The following is a 17,382-nucleotide window of genomic DNA, read 5'->3' on the forward strand; positions in this document are numbered from 1 at the left end:
GAGACATTATTGTCTCCCTGTTTGTTTTATTACCTTTATATATAATTCTGTTCACAGAATTGCGTATCCCCGACCATGAGTTTTTATTAAAGTACTTATGTCCCTTTTTAATTTATATTCTCCTAAAGGTATGTTCAGCCCCGTTGCTGTAGCAACTGCGGCACTTTGTTTGTCATCTCTTACCTCCTACTCCCAGCAACCCTTATTTAAACTGCTGAACAGTAAAGAAACCAATATTAAATTCAGCAATGATATTAACGAGACCGAATCGCTTAACGTTTTATCATATGAGTATTTTTACAATGGTGGCGGCGTAGCTGTTGGCGATATTAATAACGATGGTTTGCCCGACCTCATGTTCACAGGGAATATGAAGCCTAATAAGCTTTATTTGAATTTGGGACACATGAAATTCAAGGATATCACCAGTGATGCCAGCCCGGAATTGGGTGGCAGACCAGATTCATGGAAAACAGGCGTTACCATGGCCGACGTTAATGGCGATGGATTGTTAGATATTTATGTTTGCTACTCTGGTAAAACAGATAACGAAACCCGCAGCAACCAATTATTTATAAACCAGGGAAATAACAAATTTAAGGAAGAAGCCAAAGCCTACGGCCTGGCCGACCCCGGATATAGTACGCAGGCTGTTTTTTTTGATTATGATAATGATGGCGACCTGGATATGTTCCTGCTGAATCATAACATCAAAAAAATAGATAATATGGAACTGGCCCGCTATAAAAATCAAACTGATGATTTGGCCAGTAATAAACTTTTCAAAAATGATAACGGACATTTTACCGATGTATCAAAAGCAGCCGGCATAGTACAAAATCCACTCACCTTTGGCTTGGGTGTGGCCATTGCCGATATCAATAAAGATGGCTGGCCCGATATTTATGTAACCAACGATTATAACGAACCTGATTACATTTACATCAATAACCACGACGGTACGTTTAGCGAAAAATCAAAAGATATGCTCAGGCACATGTCGCACTTTTCTATGGGTGTTGATATTGCCGATTTTAATAATGACGGCTTGCCCGATATTATGACCCTTGATATGTTGCCCGAGGATAACCACAGGCAAAAATCATTACAATTAGAAGAAAACTATGAGTCTTTTGCACTAATGCAAAACCAAGGACTTTACAAACAATATATGCGTAATATGCTACAGCTTAACAATGGCGACGGCACATTCAGCGAAATAGCACAATTAGCCGGCGTTTCCAATACCGATTGGAGCTGGTGCCCCCTCATTGCAGATTTTGACAACGATGGATACAAGGATATATTTATCACCAACGGGTATTTGAGAGATTACACCAACAAAGACTTTTTACGCTATTGGGGCGATTACAAAATAAAAAAAGCAGTGGCCGGCGAACCATTCCGTCTGATGGACCTGGTAATGGCGATGCCCTCAACATCCGTACCCGATTACATTTTCAGAAACAACCACGACCTTACCTTTACCAACAAACAGGTGGAGTGGGGTCTTAATCAACAAAATATTTCAAACGGTGCTGTGTACGTGGATCTGGATAATGACGGCGACCTGGACCTTGTTGTAAATAACATCAATCAGCCCGCATCCGTTTATCAAAACATGAGCCGGGATAATAACAACACCTCTTACCTGGCTGTTAAATTAAAAGGCACAGGTAAAAACACCAATGCTATTGGCGCCAAGGTGAGTGTTTACACAGGTAAAAACATACAGTACCAGGAAGTAAACCCAAACCGGGGATATCTTTCATGTGTATCAACTACGTTGAATTTTGGTTTAGGCGATATCAAAAAAGTCGATTCTGTACGCGTCATCTGGCCCGATAATTCTTCGCAGTTGCTGAGGGATGTGAATGCTAATCAATTATTGACCATTAACTATCAACCAACAGAAAAGTCATTTAACCAGGGGAGTATTGTAAAGAAAACCGTTTTTAAACATACGGAGCCTATTATCGATTTTAAACCCGAAGAGATCACCCTTAACGATTTTAAACGCCAGTTATTGATGCTGTTCATGTACTCCAAAGCTGCTCCTGTTATTGCAAAAGCCGATGTAAATGGCGACGGCCTGGAGGATTTGTTTGTCAGCGGAGAAAAGGATAGTCCGGGTAAATTGTTTCTGCAACAGGCAGGGGGCAAATACGTAACCAAAGATATCATTCGCGGCAATACTGATAACATGGGCACTACATCGGCAGCGGCATTTTTTGATGCCAATGGCGATGGCAAACCCGATCTGTACATTGCAAAAGGCGGTTATTCCTTATATGAACCCAATACCGCCGATTTGCAGGATGAACTTTATATTAATGAAGGTAACGGGCGATTTGTACTCTCGCCTACTGCCTTACCTGTGCTTAATGCCAACAGTAAATCTGTTGTAAAACCCTGCGATTTTGATGGCGATGGAGATATTGATCTTTTTGTAGGTGGCAGGGTAATACCGGGCCAATACCCGGTTGCTCCGCAAAGTTATCTGTTGGTAAATGATGGCAAAGGTAAATTCACAGCCGCACCTATCCCATTCAACAAAAGTGGAATGATTACCGATGCACAATGGATTGATATGAATAATGACGGCCGCAAAGATTTGGTATTATGCGGTGAATTTATGCCGATAACTATCTTTATAAATACCAAAGACGGATTCATAGACAAAACCAGTGATTATTTTGATGCCCCTCAAAAAGGATTCTGGAATAAAATTTCCTTCGCCGATGTAAACGGCGATGGTAAGCCCGACTTGATAGCTGGCAACCTGGGCTTAAACACCCAGATCAGGGCAACTGATAAGGAACCTGCCGAAATGTATTTTACCGATCTGGATAACAATGGCTCTATCGACCCTTTCTTTAACTTTTATATCCTGGGCAAAAGCTACCCTTTTGTAAGCAGGGATGAACTGAACGAACAGATTTATCCCATGCGCAGGAAGTTCAACTCCTACAAGATGTACGCCGACGCCACCATTAATGAAATTTTTAGTGCCGATGACCTGGCCAAAGCCGGAAAGCTGGTCATTAATAATATAAAAACTACGCTTTTCATCAATACCAATGGCAAGCTTACTGCTGCTGCTTTACCAATGGAAGCACAGTTTGCACCGGTGAGCCAGATCATAACCGGCGATTTTGATCATGATGGGCATACAGATTTGCTATTGTTAGGTAATCATTCAGACAATCGTCTTAAAATTGGAAGTATTGATGCCAACTATGGCTGCCTGCTTAAAGGCGATGGCAAAGGCGGATTTATATATATAGATCAGTCATCATCCGGACTTTCGGTTATGGGCGATGTAAAATCGGCTGTAGAGATCAACGTTAACAAAACTCCGTACTTGCTGATAGGCATAAGCGATGGGCCGCTTCAATTTTATAAAGAATAATGAATTACTTAAAAAAATCATTTATTGTGCTTTGTGCTATAACTGCTCAGCAGTGTTACGCTCAAAACATTAAGAATAATTATCCGGATTATTTGCAGCCAGACCATGCGGTGAACGCCGTAACAATGGTGATGGTGCATGATGTGGTTAGTCCGCCGGTTGCTGCACGCTACTATGCCTACTCAATGCTGGGTGCTTACAATATTGTTGCCGCCAACAATAAAACCATACCCGAATTGCAAAAATTCATTAAGGATTATAAACCCAACAACAGCTTAGATACTATCCACACCAGGTATGATTATAAAATAGCCGCCTATTACAGCATCCTGGAAACCGGCAAACTTATGCTGCCATCAGGCTTTATGCTCAAGGATGATGAAGACGCGTTTATTCAGCTGCTTCAAAAAACCAAGGTTGATCAAAAAATAATTGACAATTCTGTTAAAGTGGCAGAACTTGCATCTAAGGTTGCGGTAGGTTTTTCAAAATCAGACCATTACAGCAAGCTTAGCGCACTTAAAAGATATACGCCTATAAAGGATGAAAGTAAATGGTATCCTACGCCTCCGGGTTATTTTGAAGCCGTTGAACCAAACTGGCGTACCATCCGCACTATGGTGATTGATTCGGCCAATCAGTATAAACTAACGCCTTTAATTCCTTTTAGCAAGGATACCACATCGGCATTTTATAAACAGGTAAAGGCAGTTTACCAGGTCTCTAAAAATCTCACAACTGAACAAATTAATATAGCATTGTTTTGGGATTGTAACCCATTCGCCATTACTACCTCCGGCCATATGGCTATCGGTTATAAAAAAATAAGTCCGGGTGGGCATTGGATGCATATAACAGGACTGGTTACCAAACAAGCGCACCTTGATTTTGATCACGCTGTAATGGTAACCGCCTTAGAAGGCGTTACACTGATGGATGCCTTTATAAGCTGCTGGGAAGAAAAATTTACCAGTAACCGCATCCGCCCCGAAACTTATATTAACCGGTATATGGATGTAAAATGGCAGCCCGTTTTGCAAACTCCCCCATTTCCGGAGTATACCAGCGGCCATGCGGTTATCTCCAATGCATCTGCCGAATTGCTCACCTATTTACTGGGTGATAACTTTGCTTATACCGATAATACAGAAATCCCCTTCGGCAGCAGTCAGCGCGATTTTAAATCATTCCGCGAGGCGGCAGCTGAGGCATCAATGTCCCGGTTTTACGGCGGCATCCATTATATGGAAAGTATTGAAAAAGGGAACAAACAAGGTAAAGAAGTTGCAGCCGGAATTATCGTCAAAATAAAAAAAGCTGGTATCTTGCCGCAAACTAAATAATCTTCCTATATCTACATAAACATCCACCAAAGAATGAATTGTACAGCACAAAAATTAATAAAAAAGAGTGCGGCCTGCTTTTTAGGCAGCGCTTTTTTGTTGGCATCATTGCCGGTTATGGCACAAAAAACTGTTATTTATAAAGATGCCTCGCAATCGATTGAATCAAGAACGAAGGATTTGATATCTAAATTAACCTTAGAAGAAAAAGTTTCCTTATTAGGTTACCGGAGTAAAGCCGTGCCACGTTTAGGCATCCCGGCCTATAATTGGTGGAACGAAGGCCTGCACGGTGTAGCCCGCGCAGGTGAAGCAACCATATTTCCACAGGCTATTGGTATGGCGGCAACCTTTAATGAAAGTTTGGTTGATTCTGTTTCTAACGTGATATCAACAGAGGCCAGGGCAAAATACAATGTATCTACAGCCATGGATCGTCATTTGCAATACATGGGCCTCACCTTTTGGACGCCTAATATCAATATTTTCCGCGATCCGAGATGGGGCCGTGGGCAGGAAACATATGGTGAAGACCCATTTTTAACGGCGCACATTGGCTCGGCGTTTGTAAAAGGTATGCAGGGAACCAATCCCCGTTATTTGAAAGCATCGGCTACTGCAAAACACTTCGCAGCTCATAGCGGGCCAGAGGCTACCCGCGATTCATTTGATGCCATTGTTGATGAAAAAGACATGCGCGAAACTTACCTGTATGCTTTCCATGCCCTGGTTAACTCGGGTGTTGAATCGGTAATGACGGCCTATAACAGCATTAATGGTGTACCAAACTCCGTTAACAAAAATTTGGTTACCGACATTTTAAGGAACGAATGGGGCTTTAAAGGTCACGTAGTAACCGATTGCGGCGCATTAGACGATGTGTTTTTGGCCCATAAAACCATACCCACAGCAACCGAAACCGCTGCCGCCGCAATTAAAGCAGGTATTGATCTTGATTGCTCATCCATTTTTCAGAATGACATTGTTAAGGCGGTACAGCAAAAATTATTAACCGAAAAAGAAGTTGACGTTGCCCTTGCCCACCTGCTGAAAACCCAATTTAAACTTGGCTTTTTTGATGATGCGGCTGCAAGTCCGTTTAAAACATATGGTGCAGATAGTATCCATAACGCGCAGCATATAGCACTGGCGCGTAAAGTTGCCCAACAGAGCATGGTGTTGCTAAAAAACGACAATAACATATTGCCTTTCAAACCAGGTCAATACTCTAGCTTTATGGTACTGGGCCCCAACGCCGCAGCTTTAGATGCGATGATAGGCAGTTACCATGGCGTAAGCAGTAAAGTGGTAAATTTTGTAGAAGGCATCACAGCCGCAGTTGATCCGGCAACCCGTGTGGAATATGATCTTGGTTGCGATTATAGAGATACAACTCACTTTGGTGGTATCTGGGGTGCAGGGAATGCCGACGTTACAATTGCCGTAATTGGTTTATCACCCGTGTTGGAAGGTGAAGCAGGCGATGCTTTCCTGGCCGAATCTGGCGGCGATAAAAAGAACCTGAGCCTGCCCGCAAGCGAAATAGCCTTCATGAAGGCTCTTAGAAAGGGCGTTAAAAAACCAATCATTGCCGTAATTACTGCAGGTAGCGATGTAGATGTTTCGGCTATTGCTCCATATGCTGATGCCATTATATTTGCCTGGTACCCCGGCGAACAAGGCGGTAACGCACTGGCCGATATTGTGTTCGGTAAAATCAGTCCGTCTGGTCACCTGCCGCTTACGTTTTATAACTCGGTTAATGATTTGCCAAAATATGAAAGTTATAGCATGAAAGGCCGTACCTACCGGTATTTTAACGGACCTGTTCAATATCCTTTTGGCTTTGGCTTAAGCTATACTACTTTCAGCTACGAGGCTGCTTCAGCGCTGCCAAAACAATACACAGCGAAAGATAGTATTAGCATGACCGTTAAGGTTAAAAACACCGGCAACATGGATGCAGATGAGGTTGTGCAGGCCTATATCAAGTATCCAAATCTGGATAGGATGCCAATAAAAGAACTGAAGGGTTTTAAAAGAGTTACCGTTTCCAAAGGGAATGAGCAACTTGTCACCATAAAAATCCCGGTTAAAGAACTTCAGAAATGGGATTTGCAAAAACACAATTGGAAGCTTTATCCAGGCGATTACAAGCTGATTTTGGGTAGCAATTCGGCTGACGAAAAGCTAACAGCCGACTTTAAGATCACTGGTAAATAATTAAACAAGATCATTTCAAACAAAACGGGCCTTTTGGGGCCCGTTTTTGTTCATAGTAATATAGGTTTAGAAAAGTCGATATTTATTTATCCTGCATTAAGCTTTCCAATATACGGATCCCCGAATCGCTGATATCAGTTTGTTGAGGCTGAACGCCAGCAAATACTTGTTTGCACCATTGCAGTACTAAATCATCCGGGTATTGTTTAATCTCCTCATTAAGCCATGCTAATGCCTTGTCCCTACCCTCTTGTTTTTCAATAGCCCATGCGGTTACTAAATGATTAGCCGGCAAAAAGTTACTTACCGTGTTTTCTGTTTTGGGATTAAAAGCGATGATCTTTTGCAGGTATTGCTTTGCCTCATCGTTTTTACCCATTTTAAGATAACATTGGTAGCTCATCCAATCTTCTAAACGCTCATCTAAATTTTCGGCATATGGTTTGCCCACACCTAAATTAGCAGGCCATTTTTTTGCCTCATTAATGAAGTTTAAAGCACTGCTATAACTTTTAGACCCCATCTTTTGAACGGCTTGCATCAGCTCGGTTTCCCGGTATAGTTCCCTGCCAATGGTTGCTCCCTCAAAAGGTAAAATATCTAAATGAGATAAAAGTATACCGCATTCATGGTAACGCTTGTTTAACAGCAGCGTTTTAGCATATAAAATACCAATGATATAATTGTCCGGGCGCGATTTGTAAAAAGGCTCAACGGTAGTCAAAGCGTTTGCATATTGGTTATGGCTTACATAATATTCTCCTAATAATTTATTGTAACGCCAGCCCTTATCCAATTTTACCGCCATTTTCAAATCAGCCACATCATTTGCATCTCCCATTAACATCGCTGCACGGGCGGCGTAAAAAGGTGCAAAATCTGGCTCGTAAGCACATTGAGCAAACAACTTTTTGCTTTCATCAATGCGGTTTCGATCCTTGTATAACAATGCCAGGAAATATTTCGGTTTCCAGTTATTGTTTTGCTGCATAGCCCATTGCAATACTTCTTCATCACTGTTGCGGAATGGAAATACAAAAGCAGCTGTTGAAGCATTCGCTTTATCTAAAAACAGTGTAAATGGTTTGCCCGCCCTACTTTGCAAAAAAGCCAGTTTATAATTAACCAAAGCATTTGCAGGCGATAGTTGTAAAACCTTTTCGCTTTCATCATAGCAGCCATTTTTATGATAGCTATCTGCCAGTTCTAAATAGCTTTCAATAGGTTGCTCATTACGGATCATGGATGTAAAGCTGGTTTTATTTTCCTGGGATGATTGCCATAAATACTTTTCAAACCTTGCAAAATGATTAAGCGGTTCGTAAGTTAATATGGTATCCAATATCTGTATGGCATTTTTGTGATCATTTAAATTGCGGTAAGCAATGGCCTGTACCTGTAATGACGAAATATCGAACCGATTAAAATCCAAAGCTTTTGAAGCAAATTCCAACGCTTTTGAATAATTCTTTTCCCGGAGATAAAGACCACTTAAAGCCGAGTACGCCGCATTACGGTATTCAACCGATAAAGATGCCATATCAAAACCATCTTTGGCATCAACTACATTGCCCATTTGCGCATTGATAATGCCGTAATAATAATTTGCCGCGGCATCATTGGTATTAATACTCAATGCTGTTTTGGCATAGTTTAAAGCATCGGCATAACGCATATTATGAAATTGCAGTTCGGCCATTTGTACCAGGGCAGGCAAAAAGTAAGCGTCTTTTTTTAGCGCAGCCTGTAGTTTTTCTTCGGCAGATGGATACATTTTCTGATCCATAAACTCCTTACCCTGGGTGTATAGCCCATATGCGCTGTTCCAGTCAAAATCCTTAGGCAAATCAAGCGGGCGATTTAAATTATCTGCACTTGGTTTAGATTGATACGTTAGTTTGTTGACGCCCAATGAAACAACAACATCTCCAGCGCTTGCCTTTATGGAGTCGGCAAAGACCTGAAGCGGGTTTAGCGAAAGTTTTTTGTTGTAAATAACCTTATCCCCTTGTTTAACTTCCAGTACATCATCTATCCTTTGTACAGGGTTGAAGTATAATTTCAACCAGCCATTATGAGCTATCACATTTAACGCGCCATAGTTATTAGCCTGTACAAATCCTTTTGTTTTCATTACAGGATACCAGTACTCGGTCCAGGAATCTGAAGCGCCCGGCGCGAAACTTTTGTGTTTAAAGGGAGTAAATGTACTTTTTACCGCAGTTTGATTAAACAACCTGCCCGATTGGATCTCGGAGTATTGGCCATCATGATCAGTGAGCAGTTTTTCCCAGATCATCCCCTGGTCAGACAGTCCCCAGATCCAGATCTTTTTGCCGACTTTATCTTCATGCCCGCCATAACGGGCCATGCCGAAATCATCATCGTGCCAGTAAGCGCCAAAAAAATCGGTGTACTTGCCAAACACATGATATGACTTATAACCGCCGAAATTATTGTTCTCATAGAAGGATATATTCTTACCGTTTTGCCTGTTTACAGGCCAATCGCTATATTCTCCCTCGTGACCCAGGTAATTGGTGCCCGGGAAAATATATTGCAGGTTTCCCTTGGTTTTTATACCGGTGTTCATCCAGTGATAATAAGGCTCCTCTATTGGAGTAGAATTATACCAGAATGATTTTGTAGTAAAATAGGCTTTATCTTTGGGCAGGTTAACCTCCATAGTCCAGGTAGTGCGGGTTAGCAGATCAAGTACACTAATGATACAGCTTACACTTCCATCAGCATTTTTGCGCACCAGGTAATCAACCGGCGTAACCGAATTGGGTGTATGCCCAATGATGCCATAATTTGGTTCGATACCTCCACTTGTCCAGGGGCCACGCATGGCAATATCCCTAAACTTTACTACATGATTTTCATAAACAATGGGCTTACCTGTTGACTTTTCAATAGCCGACCAGATCTTGCCGCCTATCTGCGGCAAGATGGTCAGTTTTATATATTCGTTTTCCAGTTCCACAACCTTCCATTCCTTTTGCACCGGCTTATCCGTAAATCCATCGTAACGGAAATAGGGATAAATGTTGGTAAACGCCGGGATTGGGTTAGGATCTGCGAATGGATAAGTAGTTATAGTTTTGTTGTATTCCTTAATGCTCGCGTCCTGCTGGGCAAAAGCATTTAAGTTGCCTATGCAAATGCATACGGCTATCAACCATCGTTTTTTCATGAGAACTAAGCTTTACTTAATGATCAATAACCAGCCTTTACCCTTTTCAACCGGAATTTTTTCATTCAAACCAAATGTTTTTGCAGGCTGAAAGCTTTTGATCTCTGGTGCCGTAATAGTTGCTTTAGCCGGATTAATACCCAACTTCGCCCAATCAATCTTTAACTGAAAATCAGTATCTCCGTTTTCCCAACTGGCTACAGATACCATAACCGCCCCTGCTTTTTTATAAACAGTAGCCAGTACTTTAGGGTTATCGGTTTTTACAGGATTATCATCAACCCAATAGCCTATCATCTTAGTGCCCTTCATCCCGAAATTATCCCAGGCTTTCCAGATCGGGCGCGGATCTGCACCATCACTCCATGGCATGCGGTTGGTCATACCATAAACCATACCTCGCCATTTGTTACCACCGCCCTGCAGCATCTCTCCCATTAAACCAAATGGAATACCACTTACTTCGGTCAGGAAAAAATCAGGATCGTTTTTCTCGTAATCAAAATATTCACCAAACCAAAGACGGTTTAAGTATGGAAAGTGCTCCATATACAGGTTTGCGCTGTTATTAAAACCATCGCTTTTGTTGTATTGATTGGCCGAATGAAGATCAATAATACCGGGGTGACCATCCTTTGTCAGCACACGTTTTACACGTTTCATGGTAACACGGTCAAAAGCCACATCATCTAAATAAATACCGTCGATTCCTACATTTTGGGTTAACCAGTTCATGCCCTCCACGTAGTAGTTATGCCAGCGGTTCATGCCGCTGTTGATAATGGCCGCGTCCTTAATTTCGGGAACAAACCAGGCGGCAATGTAGTCATCGCCTATGTGTTCCTGCAGCCAGCTGAAACCTCCGCCTTTACCGGGCGAATAGATCTCGTGACCCAGGCTCCTTAAAGCAAATGTTTCATAAGCATGGTTGGATAGCTCACGGATGGTATTATATATTTTAACTTTTAATCCTGCTGCATGAGCCGAGTCATCATAGGCTTTCATTTTTTGCCAGGCGATAAACGGGTAATTGATAGTTGGGTTTATAGCAGTAGCATGGTGAATATTGATAAGTGTTGCACCTGCCTCTTTAATAGTATCAATGGGTTTGTAAGCGTGATAAAACCTTGTTACCCACTGAAAATCGGTATTAATGGTATGGAACGGTGTAATTAACAACGTGAAATTATAATACAGCTCCTCGCCCTTTTTCAGGTTTCTTTCGCCGCTGTAGTTGTTAGCCAGCACCGCCTTGCCGTCATCAGCTATTTTGATACCGCCTTTGTTATCATTGCCCCATGATGATGGCAGGATTAATGGTTTTTGCAGGTAGAAATTGGTGTTCAGCGGACGAACATATTTTTCATCGCGCAGGGAATACTGCAAACCTCCGTTTACGTTGCCTACCCAGGCACCATCCTGATTTTTATGGGCCACATCCCACTTCCACTCAAAGTTTTCGGGACGATTGCCACCTTTTTGACCAAGGCCGATCATGTATTTGGCATAATCCTTTTTAAAAGGGATATGCATGGTGATGTCTTTTAAGCTCACATCCTGCAGGGCCTTCACTTTTACGGTATAGGCTATAAAACCATCAAACTCCAGCGACGCGGACACTGTCATTTGTAAAGTATCGTTGGTACTTACTGCCGTCCATTGCACTGTACCGGCTTCCTTTTTAGTGAACTGTACACCCTGGCTTTTCAGGTTCATTTTATTACCTGCGGCGTTAATAAAATGGAAATGAATACCTTCCGTTAACAGGTTATTAGGTGTGGTTGCATATTCCGTCATTTCGGGCGTAAAATAAGTTTGGATCTGCTTAGGGAAACCGTCTTTATTTACTTCTACCTTTCTGCCCAACAGGCTAACGGTATTACCGGTTATAGCCAATGGTGTATAAGGAGCTATAACCGTATTTTGCTGCGCCATGGTGGAGTTTAACCAACCAAGCCTTGTCATTTTATAGGGCTCGTTTACGCCGCCATCTTTGGATATTTTGTTGTTAACTTTTATGGATATCGTAACTATTTTCGCCGTTTTTCCGTCTATACTGATGGTAGCTTTGCCAGTGTAAATTGAAGGTAAAGCACTCGCTGGCACATCAACGCCACACCATAAAGCCTGTATCTCGCCAGCCGTTACATTTACCGTTTTAGTTAATGGCTTTGCATCATAGGTAGTACCATTGGTATTGATACAAAACAAAGCAGATGATGGGATGGATTTGCCTGTTGGCGAAGTAAGGCCACTAAAAGTAACGCTTACATTTTTGATATTTTGCAAGGCATAAATACCCAACTGGAAAGCGAAATTTTCGCCTCGGGCAGCTTCACCGGTATAAGTATGCTGCGGCCCACGCTCAACCCAGCGTTGAGGCAGATCTTTAGTCATGCGGATGGAGTTCAACCTATCTTCAGGAAAAACCAAAAATGGTTCTGCTTTATTTTTGCTGATCAATGCGTCTGTCTCTGCTTTAGTAGCTATCACCTCCATAGGGTAAAAACTATTAAATGCATCTATAGATTGAAACTCCTTTACATTGGCGGCTGGAATATTGGTATTTGCACCTACCAAGCTTAACCATTCGGCAGAAGCCTTAGTTTCTGGTTTAAGGTATACGCCTTTAGGGTAGTTGGAGCGCCCCTCATTTTTATAAGGCATATAATATACAAAGTATGTTCCCTTACCAGATGTTGGCTCAAAGTAAAGTTCGCCGCTTTCGCGGTTTATCAATCCGGTTTTTATGTTGGTTATTTTTTGCTTTGTTTTAGCATCCTCAATTATTATAAGTTTATTTTCAGGGTCGGTATCCCTGCGTCTCCAGGGGATAATTACTTTAGCAATTTTACCGGTTCCGTTAAAGGTTAACACCACCCTATGGTTTCCCAAAGAATCGGGTAGCCAGCAACCTTCGCAATTGGTATATGGTATTTTTTGCGCCGAAGCTGCAAAACCGGTTAACAGGAAGATGATGGCAAAAGAAAGTTTTTTCATGGTATAAATTTAGTCAGTATCTGTACACCTATCTATAAATGACAGGTATTTTAACGTTACATTATTTGTTACTATGGCGACCTTGTTTAGCGGTAGACACAAATACGCGTCTCTACGAAATTGGTCTGGCTTATTTGAACTATGTTTTTGTTACTTTAAATAGCCGGAGTAATGCCCTTACCTTCCCAATAATCAATGATAGGCTTATAGGGGCCATATTTATGCTGCTGCTCGGTAAAGGGATCTTTAAAAGGCCCCTTATCGTAATCTATGGCTTTTTCTTCGTAATTAGGATAATCCTCCTCCTTGGTTGTTTTAGCAACAGGACGTTTATGCTTTTTATCATCATTAATAAAAGCCGCAATATCCAATGATTCCGCATCGGTTAAAAATGCATTACCGGGTGTGGTTTTATCATATGGCATATTGCTTTTTAACCACTGCGCCAGTTTAACCACCCGGTGCATACTGGAACCCGGTCTGTAAGCCAATAAACCCCAAACCGGCGGATATTCATAAGATACATTATTTGCCAGCATTTTACCCTCTCCGTTTTTGGCATGGCAACGCTCGCAGTGATGAACGTACAGCTTTTCACCACGATCTGAGGATGCGGCAACTTCAGGCAACTCTACCGTCATGTTTTTCAATCCTTTAGTACGATTATCAATATGAGATGAATCGCTCAGGAATTTTAAATAAGCCATTATCGAAATCATTTCCTTACCATCCAATGGTAAAGGCCTGCCCAGATTTGGGCGCATTACACAATTGTTTATTCGCTCGGCAAGTGATAATATCCGCCCCTCCCTTGCCCGATATTGCGGATAATCACGAAAAGACCTGACCAGGTTAAAGGCATAGGGCCTTGTACCTGCATCACGGTGGCAGTTGGTGCAATTCATTTTATTGCCGGTATAATGCCCGTTGACACCATTAGGACCAATGTAATATGCAGTATGCAGCATCAGTTCGCGGCCATACCTTACCGCGGCGCCATATTTACCGCGTGGCATTTTCAAGGTATCGATATTAACCAAAGTATCGGCCCTGGTAGCTAATGAATCTGCACTGGCTTGCTCTCCCTTAGCTCTATTACATGACGACAACAACTGAGCCGCATTGGCAATAACAAACAAAAAGAGCAGGAACGTTATGTATTGATATTTCTTTTTCATTTTAATGATCTATGGTTTTAAATAAGGATCAAGTTGCTTGTATTTAATAAATTCGGCTCGGTAAGTTGGTACGGATGTCTCCATCGTCCATTGTAAAACGCCTTTACTGTTAGCCAAAACTATAATGTGCCTTTTTGAGCAGCACACTAAAGTTGTTGTATCGTTAATCATGTATGCGCTGCCCATACGGCCGTTAAAAATCTCCTTAGGCAGTTGAAAATGCATCGCTATTTTTGAACTTTTGCCCTGCTCATCAATTTTCATGGCAAACACACCCGACTGGTGTTTCTCAACGCCGTTATCAAAAAACATTAAATTTCCCTGGGGATTGATATGCGCGGCATGTGCCTGGGTAAAATTGCATTCGGCAGGCATAGCTATGGTGCCACCCTTGCCAAATTTATAGATCACCTTACCGGTTTTTGAATCAATTTTCCAGATCTGGCCGTTGTTGTAGAACGACATCAGGTAGTTGCCATCGGTATCATAGTTTAAACTGTTGGCGTGCATCCAGTCTTTTTTTGTTTTAAGCAGATGTGGATCTTTCAAAGGATCCATTACATCAAACACACTCCATTTCCATACCTGCTTACCGGTTTTATCCATCACTATAATGCCATCGCCGTTTACCGTATCCTTTTTGCCGCCACCAATGGAACCCAGATCCATTATTTTTTGATCTACAAACAAGGTTACCAGCTGGCCTTTATCATTCTTTAATATCTCGTGATGGATGGTTTGCTTAAAATCACCCTGACCTTTTTTCAGATGCAGCAGCGTATCGCCCAGTAAATTAATTTCCAGTATCTCGCTGCCATAGCTGGTAGGCTCGTCATTTCTGCCTAAAATAGAAAGCAGGGTGTTATCCTTTGTAAAATGAAGCACTTTAAAGCCCAGCCTATCAATCATATGATACCACTTAATTTGCCCCTGGTAGTCAACCAAATAAGCCACGCCCGGTGCGAAGCGTTTGTTGATGAGCATTAAACCATTTTTAAACTCTGCAGGCAGCGGTACTTTAGGCAAGCTTTTAGCGTTAAACTGATCCTGTAAAAACAATTGCAGCTCATGCGATTTAAAAGTATATACTTTGCTTATACTTTTAACATCGTTATGGCTGGTAACAATATCATAAGCGTAATTTGTATTGGGTATGATATTGCAAAGTACAAGCGAATGTGAAACTGCATTTTTCGACAGAACCGACCTGAATTTTTTGTCAGTTTTATCAGCCCAATACTCCACATACACATCGGCGGGCCCGGTTGTGGTTACATCAACCTGAATTTTTAATTCATTATTGTTGTGCAAGCCAACATGTATCTCCTTAACAAAATTGCTGTTTGAACAACCTGTAAAAATTGCCCCGACAATCAATATTGCTATACACACAAACCTATACTTCATTATACACCGGCTTTTAATGTTCATTACTTTAAATGGTAAAAGAATATACAACCTTTACAGGCTGTATATTCTTGTTGCTGGATATAAGCTAACAATACTTATTGCCTGCCCGCATTACTTAAATTAGGGTTAATATTAACCTGGTTTAAAGGATAAGGGAAATACTGATCACGAGGCATAACCACCGTTTGCGTTTGGCTGGTTCTTTTAAGATAGCCATTTACTACCTCGGCATATTTACCAAACCTCATCAAATCAGCACGTCTTTTGCCTTCGTAATATAACTCCCAGCCACGTTCCTGTAAAAGTGCATCGCGTAATGTTGCCTGTGTAAAAGCGCTTTGTACCAGCAATTTAGCATGCGATCTTGCTTTTACCAGGTTTATTAATGAAATGCTTTCGGCATTGGGGCCGTTAAGTTCGTTTAGTGCCTCTGCTCTGCTTAATAATACATCGGCATACCGCAAAATATCAACACTGTGGCCATCATAATAAGTATTTGCGCCATTTGGATCGGCATATTTCATGGTTGCCACATCGGGCATGTATAAAATACCTGCCGGTGGCGTAGCACCCAAAGTTGGTGCTTGTTTGTGGGTTAAACCATCAACACCAGCATACTCTGTAAAGAACATTTTTTTACGATCGTCCTGATCATCGTAGCTGTTGTAAAAATCCCAGGTTACGGCGTAATACTGCCACCTATCGGTTAATACAGGGTGATCAAGCGGGCCAAAGTGGTTTAATAATTCGGTACCATTAACGTTGGCATCGCTCAATACCGAAAAGATATTTTCTGAACACCATTTGTTATCTTCCTTAAATAAGCCTGCATAGGTTGGAAATAACTGGTAAACGTTAAGATCCATAACCTGCTTGGTCAGGTCGGCCGCTTTTTGCCATTGATGCTGGCGTAAATATAATTTAGCCAATAAAGTCATGGCTGCTCCCTTTGTAGCACGGCCAACATCATTTGTAGCGTAAATTTTATTGCTTTTATAGTCAACAGGCAAAGTGTTTATGGCCGCTTCCAGGTCAGATATTAAAAGGGCATCTATCTGCGCAACAGGTGTAACCGGTGGCTGGCTGGTATATTTAGGATTAGCCACATCTTTTTCTGTAACTAATACTACAGGTCCCCAGGCATCTGTAAGATCCAGATAGGCAATAGCGCGCAAAAATTTCATTTCGGACAGGAACTGATTTTTCGAATCAGCTCCAATTGTTGTCATAGCCGAAACATTATATATTGCGTTGTTCGCATCAGCTATCAGCTTGTAAATCTGTTTCCAATCCTCAGCTAATAACCCATTTGCCGAGTTCCATTGAACCAGTGAAAGCTGGCCTGGGTCACCACTGTAGCTACAGTGACCTACATCGGTAGTTAAATCCGTAAGTGCAAAGTGCCTTACCGTCCAATAGTCAAAGTTATCGCCAACAGCCGGGCCTTTCAGACGCGCATAAACTGCATTTACCGCAGCTATCGCATCAGACTGTGTACGGAAAGCATTGATACTGGTTAAACTGCTATATACCTTTGGGTCGAGATTTTTATTACAGGATAACTGCAAAAACATCGCCGCTACGATCAGGATAATATTATATTTTTTCATTTGCTTTAAT

8 protein-coding genes are annotated in these 17,382 nt (G+C 41.7%); 3 read left to right on the forward strand and 5 right to left on the reverse strand.

Annotated features, from left to right (window positions below):
* Window positions 1–97 precede the first annotated feature (97 nt).
* From Q0R88_RS24960 to Q0R88_RS24970, 3 genes are read left to right on the forward strand one after another with little or no spacing between them, the layout of a single operon-like run.
* Window positions 98–3,412, forward strand: a complete 3,315-nt coding sequence (locus Q0R88_RS24960; RefSeq protein ID WP_295721150.1) for a VCBS repeat-containing protein — start codon at window positions 98–100, stop codon at window positions 3,410–3,412.
* Complete coding sequence (locus Q0R88_RS24965) at window positions 3,412–4,755, forward strand: vanadium-dependent haloperoxidase (RefSeq protein WP_295721151.1); 1,344 nt, start codon at window positions 3,412–3,414, stop codon at window positions 4,753–4,755. Before Q0R88_RS24960 ends, Q0R88_RS24965 begins: the two co-directional genes overlap by 1 nt.
* A gap of 33 nt (window positions 4,756–4,788) precedes the next feature.
* Entirely contained in the window at window positions 4,789–6,978 is a 2,190-nt protein-coding gene (locus tag Q0R88_RS24970; RefSeq protein ID WP_295721152.1) for a glycoside hydrolase family 3 N-terminal domain-containing protein, read from the forward strand.
* Window positions 6,979–7,060: 82 nt separating this feature from the next.
* Here Q0R88_RS24970 and Q0R88_RS24975 read toward each other — a convergent pair whose 3' ends face one another.
* The 5 genes from Q0R88_RS24975 to Q0R88_RS24995 form a co-directional block, all read right to left on the reverse strand.
* Window positions 7,061–10,174, reverse strand: coding sequence for a DUF5107 domain-containing protein (locus Q0R88_RS24975; RefSeq protein ID WP_295721153.1), 3,114 nt, complete (start codon window positions 10,172–10,174; stop codon window positions 7,061–7,063).
* Between the two features lie 12 nt (window positions 10,175–10,186).
* Window positions 10,187–13,174: a glycoside hydrolase domain-containing protein gene (locus Q0R88_RS24980; RefSeq protein WP_295721154.1), complete on the reverse strand. Its 2,988-nt coding sequence runs from the start codon at window positions 13,172–13,174 to the stop codon at window positions 10,187–10,189.
* 155 nt (window positions 13,175–13,329) lie between these two features.
* Window positions 13,330–14,352 (reverse strand): c-type cytochrome, encoded by a 1,023-nt coding sequence (locus Q0R88_RS24985; protein WP_295721155.1) that lies wholly within the window; start codon window positions 14,350–14,352, stop codon window positions 13,330–13,332.
* 9 nt (window positions 14,353–14,361) lie between these two features.
* Entirely contained in the window at window positions 14,362–15,759 is a 1,398-nt protein-coding gene (locus Q0R88_RS24990; protein ID WP_295721157.1) for an aryl-sulfate sulfotransferase, read from the reverse strand.
* A gap of 98 nt (window positions 15,760–15,857) precedes the next feature.
* The gene (locus Q0R88_RS24995; RefSeq protein ID WP_295721158.1) at window positions 15,858–17,372 is read right to left on the reverse strand and encodes a RagB/SusD family nutrient uptake outer membrane protein; all 1,515 of its coding nucleotides are present in this window, start codon (window positions 17,370–17,372) and stop codon (window positions 15,858–15,860) included.
* Between the last annotated feature and the right edge of the window lie 10 nt (window positions 17,373–17,382).

The organism is Mucilaginibacter sp. (assembly GCF_025362475.1).
GTDB lineage: Bacteria > Bacteroidota > Bacteroidia > Sphingobacteriales > Sphingobacteriaceae > Mucilaginibacter.

Excerpts from the sequence above, each read along its gene's own strand:
- Q0R88_RS24985 (WP_295721155.1), bottom strand. The coding sequence starts at position 14,352 with ATGAAAAAGAAATATCAATACATAACGTTCCTGCTCTTTTTGTTTGTT.
- Q0R88_RS24975 (WP_295721153.1), bottom strand. The coding sequence starts at position 10,174 with ATGAAAAAACGATGGTTGATAGCCGTATGCATTTGCATAGGCAACTTA.
- Q0R88_RS24960 (WP_295721150.1), top strand. The coding sequence starts at position 98 with ATGTCCCTTTTTAATTTATATTCTCCTAAAGGTATGTTCAGCCCCGTT.
- Q0R88_RS24965 (WP_295721151.1), top strand. The coding sequence starts at position 3,412 with ATGAATTACTTAAAAAAATCATTTATTGTGCTTTGTGCTATAACTGCT.
- Q0R88_RS24970 (WP_295721152.1), top strand. The coding sequence starts at position 4,789 with ATGAATTGTACAGCACAAAAATTAATAAAAAAGAGTGCGGCCTGCTTT.
- Q0R88_RS24990 (WP_295721157.1), bottom strand. The coding sequence starts at position 15,759 with ATGAAGTATAGGTTTGTGTGTATAGCAATATTGATTGTCGGGGCAATT.
- Q0R88_RS24995 (WP_295721158.1), bottom strand. The coding sequence starts at position 17,372 with ATGAAAAAATATAATATTATCCTGATCGTAGCGGCGATGTTTTTGCAG.
- Q0R88_RS24980 (WP_295721154.1), bottom strand. The coding sequence starts at position 13,174 with ATGAAAAAACTTTCTTTTGCCATCATCTTCCTGTTAACCGGTTTTGCA.